This window comes from Cupriavidus sp. 21MJTG02-4 (genome assembly GCF_057798975.1).
The window spans coordinates 592,319-605,336 of sequence record NZ_JBYOJP010000002.1; the positions used below are offsets into that span (position 1 = coordinate 592,319).

Annotated in this window: 12 protein-coding genes; 5 read left to right on the forward strand and 7 right to left on the reverse strand. The window is 65.9% G+C overall.

Translation table 11 applies throughout. The features are described from left to right. Nucleotides 1-127: 127 nt before the first annotated feature. Together orn and AC3FKH_RS05990 are read left to right on the forward strand one after the other, a co-directional pair. Nucleotides 128-751 (forward strand): oligoribonuclease, encoded by a 624-nt coding sequence (orn, locus tag AC3FKH_RS05985; protein WP_488673729.1) that lies wholly within the window; start codon nt 128-130, stop codon nt 749-751. A gap of 84 nt (nt 752-835) precedes the next feature. Continuing rightward, on the forward strand, nt 836-1,717 hold the full coding sequence (locus AC3FKH_RS05990; RefSeq protein ID WP_488673864.1) for an AEC family transporter: 882 nt from the start codon (nt 836-838) through the stop codon (nt 1,715-1,717). 27 nt (nt 1,718-1,744) lie between these two features. On the opposite strand, the gene mog is transcribed toward AC3FKH_RS05990, so the two are convergent. Continuing rightward, a complete protein-coding gene (mog, locus tag AC3FKH_RS05995) occupies nt 1,745-2,383 on the reverse strand; it encodes a molybdopterin adenylyltransferase (protein ID WP_488673731.1) in 639 nt (212 codons plus the stop codon). Further along, nucleotides 2,380-2,988: a ribosome biogenesis factor YjgA gene (gene yjgA / locus AC3FKH_RS06000; protein ID WP_488673733.1), complete on the reverse strand. Its 609-nt coding sequence runs from the start codon at nt 2,986-2,988 to the stop codon at nt 2,380-2,382. Before yjgA ends, mog begins: the two co-directional genes overlap by 4 nt. Before the next feature lie 57 nt (nt 2,989-3,045). On the opposite strand from yjgA, the gene pmbA reads away from it, so the two are divergent. Further along, entirely contained in the window at nt 3,046-4,413 is a 1,368-nt protein-coding gene (gene pmbA / locus AC3FKH_RS06005) for a metalloprotease PmbA (protein WP_488673735.1), read from the forward strand. Nucleotides 4,414-4,563: 150 nt separating this feature from the next. Here pmbA and AC3FKH_RS06010 read toward each other — a convergent pair whose 3' ends face one another. The 4 genes from AC3FKH_RS06010 to AC3FKH_RS06025 all read right to left on the reverse strand — a co-directional run bounded on the left by AC3FKH_RS06010 (nt 4,564) and on the right by AC3FKH_RS06025 (nt 7,260). Then, nucleotides 4,564-4,821 carry a hypothetical protein gene (locus AC3FKH_RS06010; RefSeq protein WP_488673737.1) on the reverse strand — a complete coding sequence of 86 codons (258 nt, stop codon included), beginning with the start codon at nt 4,819-4,821 and terminating at the stop codon, nt 4,564-4,566. 303 nt (nt 4,822-5,124) lie between these two features. Further along, nucleotides 5,125-5,625 (reverse strand): dihydrofolate reductase, encoded by a 501-nt coding sequence (locus tag AC3FKH_RS06015; protein WP_488673739.1) that lies wholly within the window; start codon nt 5,623-5,625, stop codon nt 5,125-5,127. Further along, nucleotides 5,622-6,416, reverse strand: coding sequence for a thymidylate synthase (locus AC3FKH_RS06020; RefSeq protein WP_488673741.1), 795 nt, complete (start codon nt 6,414-6,416; stop codon nt 5,622-5,624). The genes AC3FKH_RS06015 and AC3FKH_RS06020 overlap by 4 nt, the downstream gene beginning before the upstream one ends. A gap of 130 nt (nt 6,417-6,546) precedes the next feature. Beyond that, the gene (locus AC3FKH_RS06025) at nt 6,547-7,260 is read right to left on the reverse strand and encodes a TerC family protein (protein WP_488673743.1); all 714 of its coding nucleotides are present in this window, start codon (nt 7,258-7,260) and stop codon (nt 6,547-6,549) included. Nucleotides 7,261-7,782: 522 nt separating this feature from the next. Here AC3FKH_RS06025 and egtD point away from each other — a divergent pair. Together egtD and AC3FKH_RS06035 are read left to right on the forward strand one after the other, a co-directional pair. After that, a complete protein-coding gene (egtD, locus tag AC3FKH_RS06030) occupies nt 7,783-8,901 on the forward strand; it encodes an L-histidine N(alpha)-methyltransferase (protein WP_488673745.1) in 1,119 nt (372 codons plus the stop codon). Between the two features lie 85 nt (nt 8,902-8,986). Continuing rightward, on the forward strand, nt 8,987-10,243 hold the full coding sequence (locus AC3FKH_RS06035) for an SUMF1/EgtB/PvdO family nonheme iron enzyme (RefSeq protein ID WP_488673747.1): 1,257 nt from the start codon (nt 8,987-8,989) through the stop codon (nt 10,241-10,243). 152 nt (nt 10,244-10,395) lie between these two features. Here the strand turns inward: AC3FKH_RS06035 and AC3FKH_RS06040 are convergent, their stop codons facing one another. Then, nucleotides 10,396-12,297, reverse strand: coding sequence for a DEAD/DEAH box helicase (locus AC3FKH_RS06040; RefSeq protein WP_488673749.1), 1,902 nt, complete (start codon nt 12,295-12,297; stop codon nt 10,396-10,398). Nucleotides 12,298-13,018: the final 721 nt, after the last annotated feature.

The following is a 13,018-nucleotide window of genomic DNA, read 5'->3' on the forward strand; positions in this document are numbered from 1 at the left end:
GTGGGGTGCCGCAGGTGCGCTGCGACGGACACGGCGGACGGATATGCGAGAATTATAAGTTGTTCGCGCGCGCGGGCCTTCCGCGGCGCTTTTCCGTTTTTCCCTATCGCCAGACACCGCAGTCCAGATGACAAGCCAAGCCGCCACCAAATCCGTCAAGAGTGAAAACAACCTGGTCTGGTTGGACATGGAAATGACCGGCCTGTCGCCGGAAAACGACCGCATCATCGAAGTCGCGGTGGTGATCACCGATTCCGAACTCAACATCCTGGCCGAGGGCCCGGTGCTGGTGATCCACCAGTCCGACGCCGTGCTCGACGGCATGGACAACTGGAACAAGGGCACCCATGGCCGCTCGGGCCTGATCGACAAGGTCAAGGCCTCGACCCTGACCGAGGAGCAGGCGGAAGCCGAACTGCTGGCCTTCCTCAAGCGCTGGGTGCCGGCCAGCAAGTCGCCGATGTGCGGCAACTCGATCTGCCAGGACCGCCGCTTCATGGCGCGCTACATGCCCAAGCTGGAGGCGTTCTTCCACTACCGCAACCTGGACGTGTCGACGCTCAAGGAACTGTGCAAGCGCTGGGAGCCGGCGATCCACAAGGGCTTCATCAAGCGCCAGCTGCATACGGCGCTGGCTGATATCCTCGAATCCGTCGAGGAGCTGCGCTATTACCGCACCCACTTCATCCGCCATACGCCTGCCGGGGCTGCGGCGCCCGCCACGCCGGATGCCGGCACCGCCGCGCAATAAACAAGAATCGGCGGACCGGCCAGCGCCGGTCACGCCGCCCGCCTGCTCCTGCAGGCAGCCTTGGATCCGTTCTGCCTGTTCTCCATGTTCGCCCGCATCGTCTCCATCATCACACCGGTCATCCTGATCATCCTGGTGGGGTGGCTGTACGGACGCAAGGCGCACCCTGACATGGCGGGCATCAACCGCGCGACGCTGGACGTGATCGCGCCGCTGCTGGTGGTGTCGGCCTTCGTCAGCAAGGAATTCGTGCTGGCCGACCAGCTCGTGCTGCTCGCGTGCGCGATCGCGGTGGTGATTGGCTCGGGCGTGCTCGCGTGGATCGTGGCGCGCGCGCTGCGGGTTGACCCGCGCACCTTCGTGCCGCCGATGATGTTCAACAACTGCGGCAACATGGGGCTGCCGCTGTCGGTCTTTGCCTTCGGGTCGGCGGGCCTGGCGCCCGCGGTGGCGCTGTTCGCGGCATCGAACCTGATGCATTTCACGATCGGCATGAAGATCGTCAACCGTCATGCTTCGATTGCGCAGATCGCGCGCAATCCGATGGTGCTGGCTACCGTGGCCGGCGTGGGGCTGTCGCTGGCAAAGCCGTGGTTCGTGTTGCCGGAACCGGTCTACCAGTCGATCAAGCTGCTCGGCGATGCCACGGTCCCGCTGATGCTGTTCGCGCTCGGCGTGCGCATGAAGGACGTGAGCCTGCGCAACTGGGGCATGGGGATCGTGGGGGCCGCGGCCTGTCCGCTCACGGGCATCGCCGTGGCGCTGCTGCTGGCACACTGGGTGCCGCTGACCGAACTGCAGCGCGGACTGCTCTTCGTCTTTGCCGCGCTGCCGCCAGCGGTGCTGAACTTCCTTGTCGCCGACCACTTCCGCCAGGAGCCGGATCAGGTCGCGTCGATCGTGATGCTCGGCAATATTGCCGCCGTGCTCTTCGTGCCGGTGGGGCTCTACCTGGGGCTGCGCTGAGCCCCGGAACGGCTGCCGCGATGCCGCTCAGGCGGCGGGCTTGGTGCGGATCGCGTTCTTGGGCCGCCAGGCCTTGACCACGCTCTCGTCGGTCTCGATATAGGGGCCGCCGATCAGGTCGATGCAATAGGGCACTGCGGCAAAAATGCCCTGGACGACCGGCTTGCCGGCATCGTCGCGCAGGCCTTCGAGCGTTTCGCGGATGGCGCGCGGCTGGCCTGGCAGGTTGACGATCAGCGCCGCGCGGCTGGCCGTTTCGCGGATCACCGCCACCTGGCGCGACAGGATCGCCGTCGGCACGAAATGCAGGCTGACCTGGCGCATCTGCTCGCCGAAGCCGGGCATCTCCTTGGTGGCAACCGCCAGCGTGGCTTCGGGCGTGACATCGCGGCGCGCGGGGCCGGTGCCGCCCGTGGTCAGGACCAGGTCGCAACCAGCTACGTCCACCAGGTCAATCAGCGTGCGCGAGATCTGTGCCTGCTCGTCCGGAATCAGCCGCTCGATGCCCTGCCAGGGCGAGGTCAGCGTGCGGCCAAACCATTCGCGCAGCGCGGGGATGCCTTCGTCCTGATAGGTGCCGGCCGAAGCGCGGTCGGAGATCGAGACAAAACCCACCACCAGTTCGTCGGGATGGTTGCGGGCGATCGGTTGCGTGGTCTGCGTCATGCGTCGGGCTCCGGGGTAGGGGGTTGCTCGCTTGCCGCGGCCGCGCCGTCTTTCTGTTCCAGCGCGGTCTTGATGACCTGGAACAGTTCGCGGAAATAGCGCGGCGGCTTGGACTGCTCCTTTTCCTTGCGGGCGCTGCGGATGATGTTGCGCACGGTCTGCACGTCCATGCCGGGGTGCTCGCCCAGGAAGCGGGTGAGGGCGTCGTCGTCGGCCAGCAGCAACTCGCGCCAGCGTTCGATCAGGTGCATGCGCGCGGTCTCGGCCTTGCTGGTGCCCTTGAAGCCTTCGAGGGCGGCGCGGATGGCCTGCACTTCGTCGTCTTCCAGGCCGCGCATGACCTTGCCCACGAATTGCATCTGGCGCCGCTTGCCTTCGTGGCTGGTTGTGCGTCGGGCTTCGTGAATGGCGTCGGCCAGCGCTTCGGGCATGGGCACGCGCGCCAGGCGGTCCTTGGCCAGGGCTTCGAGTTCGGCGCCGATGGCCTGCAGGGCGGTCATGTCGCGCTTCTTCTGCGACTTGCTTTTGGGCTCGTCGATTTCGGGTTCCGGTGCAAAGGCGCCGGGAAAGCGGGAGCCGGGGGAGTTACGGGAATTTCGCGTCATGGGCGGCATTTTATCTTGCTATGATTCCTGCTTGCACTTTTGATGACACCGCCCAGCATGGACACCATCGCCGAACAGACCGCGCATTTCACCTATACCCAGGCCCAGCTCAGCGAGATGGCGGCAGATGTGCTGCGTGTGGCACGCGAGCTCGGCGCGACCGACGCCGCGACCGAGATCTCGGAGGGCAGCGGCCTGTCGGTGTCGGTGCGCAAGGGGCAGGTGGAGACCATCGAGCAGAACCGCGACAAGGTGGTCGGCGTGACGGTCCTGATCGGCAAGCGCCGCGGCAACGCCAGCACCTCGGACTTCTCGCCGGCCGCGCTGCGCGCCACGGCCGAGGCGGCCTACAACATCGCCCGCTTCACTGCCGAGGACGACTGCGCCGGCCTGGCCGAGGAAGAACTGCTCGAACGCGAGCCGCGCGACCTGGACCTGTTCCACCCCTGGACCATCGATGCCGAAGGCGCCATCGACATTGCGCGCCGCGCCGAGGCCGCGGCGCTGGCGGTGTCGCCGCGCATCAAAAACAGCGATGGCGCGAGCGTATCGGCGCAGCATTCGCAGTTTGTGCTGGCCACCACGCGCGGCTTCACGGGCGGCTATCCGTATTCGCGCCACTTCATTTCCTGCGCGCCGATCGCCGGCTCGGGCAGCGGCATGCAACGCGACGACTGGTACTCGTCCAAGCGTTCGCCGCTGGCGCTGGCCGCTCCGGGGGACATTGGCCGCTACGCCGCCGAACGCGCGCTTGCGCGCCTCAACGCGCGCAAGCTGTCGACGCGCCGCTGCCCCGTGCTGTTCGAGGCTCCGCTTGCCGCCGGCCTGCTCGGCGCCTTCGTGCAGGCGGTCTCGGGGGGCGCGCTGTATCGCAAGTCGACCTTCCTGCATGACACGCTGGGCAAGGCGGTATTCGCCCCGCATATCCAGATCCACGAGCGGCCGCACGTGCCTGGCGCCATGGGCAGCGCGCCGTTCGACGAAGAGGGCGTGCGCACGCGCGAGCGCGATGTCGTGCGCGACGGCGTGGTCGAGGGTTATTTCCTCTCGACCTACTCGGCGCGCAAGCTCGGCATGCAGACCACCGGCAACGCCGGCGGCTCGCACAACCTGACGCTCACTAGCAGCCTTGCCACGGCCAGCGACGATTTCCGCGGCATGCTGAAAAAGCTCGGCACCGGCCTGCTGGTGACGGAACTGATGGGGCAGGGCGTCAATTACGTGACCGGCGACTACTCGCGCGGCGCCTCGGGCTATTGGGTCGAGCATGGCGAGATCCAGTATCCGGTCGAAGAGATCACCATCGCCGGCAACATGGCCGAGATGTTCCGCCAGATCGTGGCCATTGGCTCGGATTCCCTGGTGCGCGGCACCAAGGAGACCGGTTCGATCCTGATCGAACAGATGACGATCGCCGGCAACTGACGGCCCGCAGCACCAGAACAAAAAAGACCGCCCGAAGAACGGGCGGTCTTTTTTTTGCGCCCGGCGTACGGCAGCCGGGCCCGGCATGGGACGGATAGCGCGAACTGGCGCCGGCTTCTCCGATCCTCTCCTCCGCTCCAGTCGCGTGGCTCAGTGCTGCAGCGCCGCGACCACCCCCCCCACGTTGTTGATCGTGTTCATGACGCTCTTCATGTCGACGTCGGTCCGGGTCGAGGCATCGACTTGCGTGACCGGCGCCACGATGGTGTTCGGGCTGGCGAACATCACGCCGCCGCCGGTAATGGCATTGACGCCGCTGTTCAGGAACAGGCTGCCGCCGCGGACGGCGCCCATCGTGGCGCGGTCGAGGTCTTGTTCGAGCGGGAGGTTCTGGATGGTCAGGGACATGATGGACTCCTTGGGTATGGCTGGGTGGTTGGCTGGTAGAGCACGTTTGCTGCGCTCGGGGATATATACGCACAGGGTGTGCCAGAGCCCGCCAATGTCGTTGCCAGCTATTTCAAGTCCATGAAAGGAAAGAGGAAATTGGATTTCTTGGCTTGCCTGCCGCCTCGGCCAGCCATGAGGTTGCGTTGGTGGCTCGCCAACATCTCCCCAGCCGGTGTTCGCGCATGGGCAACACATCGGTATCCACGAAAAAAAAGCAGGTGCCGATCGCACCTGCTTTCATCCTGCCTGGCTTGGGACTGGCTACTCTTCGCCCGAAGGCGGCCGGTCGTACGCCACAAAGGCGTAGTCGAAGCCATTCGCCTCCGAATGATGGATCTCGCGCGATGTCTCTATCCACTGCGTCCGGTCGATCGCGGGAAAGAACGCGTCGCCCTCGACATCGGCATCGATTTCGGTCACCACGAGCCGGTCCGCGCTGGGCATAGCCTCGGCATACAGCTGCGCGCCGCCGATCAGGAACACTTGCTCCGCGCCGATGCACAGCAACTGCGCGGCTTCGAGCGAGTCAACCACTTCTGCGCCTTCCAGTTTCAGCGCGGGATTGCGGCTCACCACGATATTGCGGCGCCCCGGCAGCGGCCGACCGATCGAATCCCAGGTCTTGCGGCCCATGATGATCGGTGCGCCCAGCGTGGTGCGCTTGAAATGCGCCAGGTCTTCCGGCAAGCGCCACGGCAGCGCGTTGTTGCGGCCGATGGTGCCGTTGCGGGCGCGGGCGACGACGAGGGTCAGCAGCGTCATACGGCCACCGGTGCCTTGATGGCGGGATGCGACTGGTAGCCGACCAGCTCGAAGTCTTCGTAGCGGTAGTCGAAGATGCTGTCCGGCTTGCGCGCGATCTTCAGCGTCGGCAGCGGCAGCGGCTCGCGCGCAAGCTGCGTCTGCACCTGCTCGAAGTGGTTGCTGTAGATATGGCAGTCGCCGCCGGTCCAGATGAAGTCGCCCACTTCCAGCCCGGTCTGCTGCGCCATCATGTGCGTCAGCAGCGCGTAGCTGGCGATATTGAACGGCACGCCCAGGAAGATGTCGGCGCTGCGCTGGTAGAGCTGGCACGACAGTCGCCCGTCCGCCACATAGAACTGGAAGAACGCGTGGCAGGGGGGCAGCTTCATGCGCGGGATGTCGGCGACGTTCCAGGCCGAGACGATCAGCCGGCGCGAATCCGGATTGGCGCGGATCTGGTTCAGCAGGTCCGTGATCTGGTCGATATGGCGGCCATCGGGCGTGGGCCACGAGCGCCACTGCGAGCCGTAGACCGGACCCAGTTCGCCATTCTCGTCGGCCCATTCGTCCCAGATGGAAACGCCGTTTTCCTGCAGCCAGCGCACGTTGGTCGAGCCCTGCAGGAACCACAGCAGTTCCAGGATGATCGACTTCAGGTGCAGCTTCTTGGTGGTGACCACCGGGAAGCCTTCACGCAGGTCGAAGCGCATCTGGTGGCCGAACACCGAGCGCGTGCCGGTGCCGGTGCGGTCGGCCTTTTCGGTGCCATGCTCGTACACATGGCGCATGAAGTCGAGATACTGTTTCATCGGCGCGGGGCAGGGAGAAGTGACGCGGGCCCGGGCCCGCAAACCATGCATTTTAAAGCAAGAAGGGCCACCCCTTCGGGCAGCCCTTGCGGCGCTGGCCAGGGCGCCTGCCCCGGCGTGGCGGCAAGCCTTAGTGGCTGCCGGCCGGTTGCTGCGCCTGGGCCTGGCCCCGGCGTTTCTGCACCAGGTAGCCGGCACCCAGCACGCCGCCGATGATCAGCACGTACAGGCCCCAGTTGATGACCGGGTTGGCTTCGAAGAACGCCTTGACCATGGGCTCGTGCACGATCATCTTTACCGCCGTGAAGGCCAGCACGCCAGCGCCGATATAGATGATCGCCGGGAAGCGCGACATCAGCTTGAGCACCAGGCTCGAGCCCCACACCACGATGGGAATGCTGATCAGCAGGCCCAGCACCACCAGCAGGAAGCTGCCGTGCGCGGCGCCGGCCACGGCCAGCACGTTGTCCACGCCCATCACCGCGTCGGCGATGATGATGGTCTTCATCGCGCCCCACAACGTCGACGCGCCGGTGCCATGGCCTTCGCCATCGCCCTCGTCGGACAGCAGCTTGTAGGCGATCCACACCAGCGCGAGACCGCCGATCAGCAGCAGGCCCGGGATCTTGAGCAGCCACACCACGCCGATCGTCATGGCCGAACGCACCACCACGGCACCGACGGTACCCCAGATAATGGCCTTCTTTTGGAGGTGCGGCGGCAGGTTGCGCGCCGCCAGGGCAATCACGATGGCGTTGTCGCCGGCCAGCACCAGGTCAATGACGACGATGGACAGCAAGGCCGTCAGGAACTGCATCGTGAACAGATCGGTAAACCACTCCATGAACTCTCCTCAAGTACGAATAGCCGCAAACGCGCGTTTGGTTCGCCTGGAGTCATGGAGTAAGAGAGGGGGACCGGGGTCACCTTTGCAAACCATGATTCCAGGTTGCAAAGGTCTTGCTCGACGCCCGGCGCGGTCTGCGCACCAGTGTCAGCACAACCGGAGACGTCAGTCTCGGAATGACGATTGTGCTAAGGGCATGGCCCCGGAGCTACTCCCCTTTGAAGGGGCGCGGACAGCGTGCATCCGCGCTGGGCGAGATTATAAACGAATTGTTGTGTCATAGCGGCATTGGGGAAGATACGGAGCGCGCCGCAGGTACCGCCCGCTGCACACAGACTGAGCGAATATTGTGCGACGCAACAAGCGCAATCGCCGTGTGGCACCTATGCTTGAAGATCGGTTTTCGGCCGATGCGTCCCGGACAGCACAGCGGCGCGTCCCGGGCCGGCGCATCGCAGGAGGCTCGCGCCACCACTCGGGGGAACAAGAAGTGGACCCACGACCACACAAGGAAACGTCATGCCGGCTGTCCCGACCCAGCTTAATGGTTCCCGCTCCGTCAACCCATCCGGCTTCGGCCACCGCAACGCCAACGACGCGCCAGATGCCACTGACGCAGCTGGCGCGCACGATGCCCATCCGTCGCTCCTGACCACGGCCAACGGTCATGGGCTCATGACCGCAGCGCCGCAGCCCGAGTTCATCCAGCAGTACCACGAAGACAGCAGCGCCTTGCGCGCGCAGGTGCTGGCCGGTTTGCGCCAGTCCGAGGCCAGTATCAGCCCGAAGTTCTTCTACGACGTGCTGGGCTCGCGCCTGTTCGAGGCGATCACCGATCTGCCCGAGTACTATCCCACGCGCACCGAGGCGTCGATCTTCGCCAGCGCCGCGCCCGCCATCGCCGCGCGCGCGGGCAGCGGCTGCGTGCTGATCGACCTGGGTGCCGGCAATTGCGAGAAGGCCGCGCGGCTGTTTGGCAGCCTGAGGCCGGCGCAGTATGTGGCGCTGGACATCTCGGTGGAGTTCCTGCGCGGCACGTTGTCGTGCCTGCAGCAGCAGAATCCGGACATTCCCATGCTCGGGCTCGGTGCGGACCTGTGCGGCAGCTTCGACCTTCCGCGCCATGTCCGGCGCGGCCGACGGCTGTTTTTCTACCCGGGCTCCAGCATCGGCAATTTTTCGCCGATTGACGCGCTGGCGTTGCTGCAGCGCCTGCGCGGCGCGGCCGGGCGGGGTGACGGCGTACTGATCGGCGTGGACCTGGTCAAGGACGAGGCCACGCTGGTCGCCGCTTATGACGATCCGCTGGGCGTCACCGCGGCCTTCAACCGCAATGTGCTGCGCAACGTGAACCGCATTGTCGAGACGGATTTCAACGTCGATGACTGGCGCCATGTGGCGAGTTTCGATCGCCAGGCGTCACGCATCCAGATGCACCTGCAGGCGCGCGCGCCGGTCAGGGTGCGCTGGAACGGCGGCGAGCGCAGGTTCGGCGAAGGCGAGCGCATCCATACCGAGGATTCCTACAAATACCGGCCTGGCGATTTTGCCTTGCTGCTGGAGGCCGCTGGCTTCGACGATCCGATTTACTGGACCGACCCGCTGGGCTGGTTCGCGGTGTTCCACGCCCGCGCCTGAAGCGTCTCCTGCCTGGTGTCATAATGGCCGCTGCCATGGCGGGCGGCCGCCCGTCTTCGTCCTTCCCCGAACGGATGTCTACCCGATGAGCGGCTTCACCATGCTTCCCGATCTCTACTTCAGTGGCGGCCAGGCTGGCTGGTCCGATGCCCGGCGCCTGCCACGCGAAGGACTGGCGCAGGCGCTGGTCGACGCGCGCAGCCGCACCCTGGCCTGGCTGGCCGCCTTCGGCCAGACGCGCAAGGGCTGGGACGTGCCACGGCAGCACGATGCCGATCCGCCGCTGTGGACCCTGGGATTTATCGCCTGGCACGCCGAATGGTGGTGCCTGCGCGGCGTGCGGCAGCTCGATCGGGGCGGTGTGCCGGTGCCCGTGGCCCGGGAGCCGTCGCGGCTCGGCGGGGCCGATGAATGGTTCGACCCCGACCGTATCGGTCCGGACGAGCGCTGGGAAATCGTGCTGCCCGATGTCGCCGTGGTCAAGCAATACGCGTCCGATGTGCTGGACGGCCTGCTGCGCCGCCTGGCCTTGTTGCCCGACGATGGCGACCTCACGCTCTATCCTTTTCGCCGCGCGCTGTTCCTGGAAGACGGGCAGGCCGAAAACCTGGCCGCGTTGCTGCAGGCGCTCGGCCTGGCACCCGCCGCGCCGGTTGCGCCCGGACCGGGCGCGTCGGTCGCGCATGCCGGCACGCTGCATTTCCCCGGTGGCCGCTTCGTGCAGGGCTGGTCGGATGCGGACGGCTATGCGCAGCCCGACGAACTGCCGCCGCAGCCCACATATGTGCCCGCATTCGAGATCGATGCCGCGCTGGTGAGCAACGCGCAGTTCCTGGAGTTCGTCGAGGACGGCGGCTATGAGAACCCGGCGTGGTGGTCGGCCGCTGGCCGGCAGTGGCTGATGACGCAGGAGCGCTCAGCGCCGCGCTACTGGTCGCGGCATCCGGAATCGCGCAACTGGATGGTGGAGCGTTTTGGCACGCTGCGCACGCTCAATCCTGATGAGGCCGTGCGGCACGTTTCGCTGTTCGAGGCGCAGGCCTGGTGCGGGTGGGCCGGCCGGCGCCTGCCGATGGAGGCGGAGTGGGAACTGGCGGCCTTGCAGAACCGCGGGCTGCAGTGGGGAATGTTGCGTGAATGGACGGCGTCTCCGTACGAGCCGTATGCGGGCTTTGCGGCGTCGCCGTCTGACGGTGAGATGGTGGCGAGATTCGGCACGCACCAGGCGGTGCGAGGGACGACGTTCGTGAGTTCGCCGCGGCAACGCCATGTGCGCGCGCGGGTGGCATTGCTGCCGGAGGATGATTTCGCGTTCGTCGGGTTCCGGACGTGTTTGATGTGATGCCGGTCGTGTTCAGGGCTGACCGCGAATATTAGAAAAAGGGTTCTTCGGCGAATTGCGGGGAGTCCCCGCAATTCACCGAAGACAAAAAAAAGAGCACCCCGCAGGATGCTCTTCATCACTGTGCCGGCGCCCGTGGCGCCTCCAGTGCTTTACCGCTCGTAACGCGAACGGCTGTTGCGCTGGCCACCGAAACCACCTTCGCGGTTGCCGAAGCTGCGGCCGCCATCACGGGCGCCGCGGTCGCCAAAGCTGCGGTTGTCGCCGCCGGCCTTGCGATCGCCGAAGCTGCGGTCGCCAAAGGTACGCTCGCCGCCACGGTAGCCGTTGCCACCTTCGCGATTGCCGAAGCCACGGTTGTCATCGCCGAACGGACGTGCGCCGTCCTGGCCGCCGCGATTGCCGAAGCCGCGGTTCTCGCCGCCGCCGAAGCCGCGGTTTTCGCCGCCGAACTTGCGGTCGCCAAAATTGCGGTCGCCGAAGCTGCGCTCGCCACCACGGTAGCCGCCTTCACGGTTGCCGCGGTTGTCGTCGCCGCCGCGGTAGCCACCGCCTTCCTGGCCGCCGCGATTGCCGAAGCCACGGTTTTCACCGCCGAACTTGCGTTCGCCAAAGCTGCGGTCACCGAAGCTGCGCTCGCCGCCGCGATAGCCGCCACTGTTGCCACGGCCGCCGCCGCCCGGCTTGCCACCGCCAAAGCCAGCACGCGGCTTCGGCGAACGGCGCGGTTCCAGGCCTTCGATCACCGAGGCGTCGATGCGATGGTTGGTGAAGCGCTCGATACGGCGCCACTGGAACATGTCGCCATGGTTGACCAGGTTGATCGCGATGCCCGAGCGACCGGCACGGCCGGTACGGCCGATACGGTGCACGTAGTCCTCGGCCTGCTTGGGCAGGTCGAAGTTCACCACGTGGGTGATGTCCGGCACGTCGATGCCGCGCGCGGCCACGTCGGTGGCCACCAGCACGCGCAGGTTGCCGCGGCGCAGGGCGGTCAGGGTGCGGTTGCGCGCGCCCTGGGTCATGTCGCCGTGCAGGGCGCCGGCGGCAAAGCCGGTGTCGGACAGGCGCTCGGCCAGCGAGTCGGCGTCACGCTTGGTGGCCGTGAACACGATGGCCTGCTTCAGCGACGAATCGCGCAGCAGGTGGTCGAGCAGGCGTTCCTTGTGCGACATGTCGTCGGTGAAGTGCAGGCGCTGTTCGATATTGCTCTGGTCGGCGCGGACCGCGGCGATCTCGATGCGCTGCGGATCCTTCAGCTGGCGCGAAGCGAGTTGCGCAATGCGGGCGTCCAGCGTGGCCGAGAACATCAGCGTCTGGCGGCTGGCCGGCGTGGCGTCGACGATGGCGTCGATGTCATCGGCAAAGCCCATGTCCAGCATGCGGTCGGCTTCGTCGAACACCAGCATGTCGAGTGCCGACAGGTCGATGCGGCCGGCCGTGATGTGGTCAAGCAGGCGGCCCGGCGTGGCCACCAGGATGTCCGGCATCTTGGACAGCATGGCCAGCTGCTTCGGGTAGGGCATGCCGCCCAGGATGCTCGCGCAGACGATGCGGCGCATGTTGCGGCCATACTTGGCAGCAGCTTCGGTCACCTGCAGGGCCAGTTCGCGCGTGGGCGTCAGCACCAGCAGCGAAGGTTGTGCCGGCGACGGACGGGGACGCTTGCCCTTCATGCGCTTGGCGGGTTCGGTCGGGCGGTTCGGCGCCGGCTTTTCGCTGATGCGCTGGATGGCGGGCAGCATGAACGCCGCCGTCTTGCCCGAGCCGGTCTGGCTCGATACCAGCAGGTCGCGGCCAGCCAGGAAGGCGGGAATGGCCTGCGCCTGGACCGGCGTCGGGTTGTTGTAGTTCAGTTCGGAGAGTGCGCGCAGGATGGCCGCATCGAGGCCAAGCGCGGCGAAACCGTTCTCCACTGCCGCGGCGCTGGTCGTTTCTTCCGGGCCATTGAGCATGGCGTCGAGCTTGTCGAGCGGGCTTTGGTCGGCGGAAGTGATCGAAGCGTCGGTAGCGGAGGCAATAGCTTGCTCCGCACGAATGTCGTGCTGGGTCATGTCGTAATGATCAAAAATGCATGGCACCCCTGCAACGCAAATCGAAATAGGGGTGGGCGCAGTGCAAAGTCTTTAAAAAGGCTTCGGCGCCAATCGGTGAGGCCGTTACGACAGACTCAGCTGACAGTACGGCGGCAGGCAGGGGTGTAGGCAGGCGCTAGGCCAGCCGCTGTTCCCTGGCAGGCAAACAGCTCAGTTCAGGCTGTTCAACAGGATCGGAGACGAGGCTACGTCGGTGAGCGGTGCGTTCTGTCGGCTGCTGATTCGAGGCAAAAAACCTTGTTCGGCAGCGGAAAACAGAGCTTGGGAGGGCAGCGGATGCGCCTTGGCGGGATGTGCCTGGCGGGTGGCGGAACTCACAGTTGCGAAACTCACGGCGCGGATTATAGCAGAACCACGAAAAATTGTTGCGCTGCGAAAAGGTAACGAGATATGTCAGCCACGCGATACATCGTGCGCCTGGCGCTGGCACTCACTCACGTGGGCTGCCAGTTACGGGTTGAAAGCAGGAGGGGCCCGCCTATACTCAAGGCGCGAGCAACGAGATTGCTCGACCGGGGCGGACAATCAAGTTCCCGTATTGGCCTCCTACAGCGATACTGCATCACTGCTCGCTGTGAGCATTGCGGTCATTGTCGTCGCTGCCAGAATTCCTGCGAACCTCCGGGTGGTCCGGTGGATCGTCCGCGTCATGGGCGGAGTCATGGGAAGCCTGCTCGAC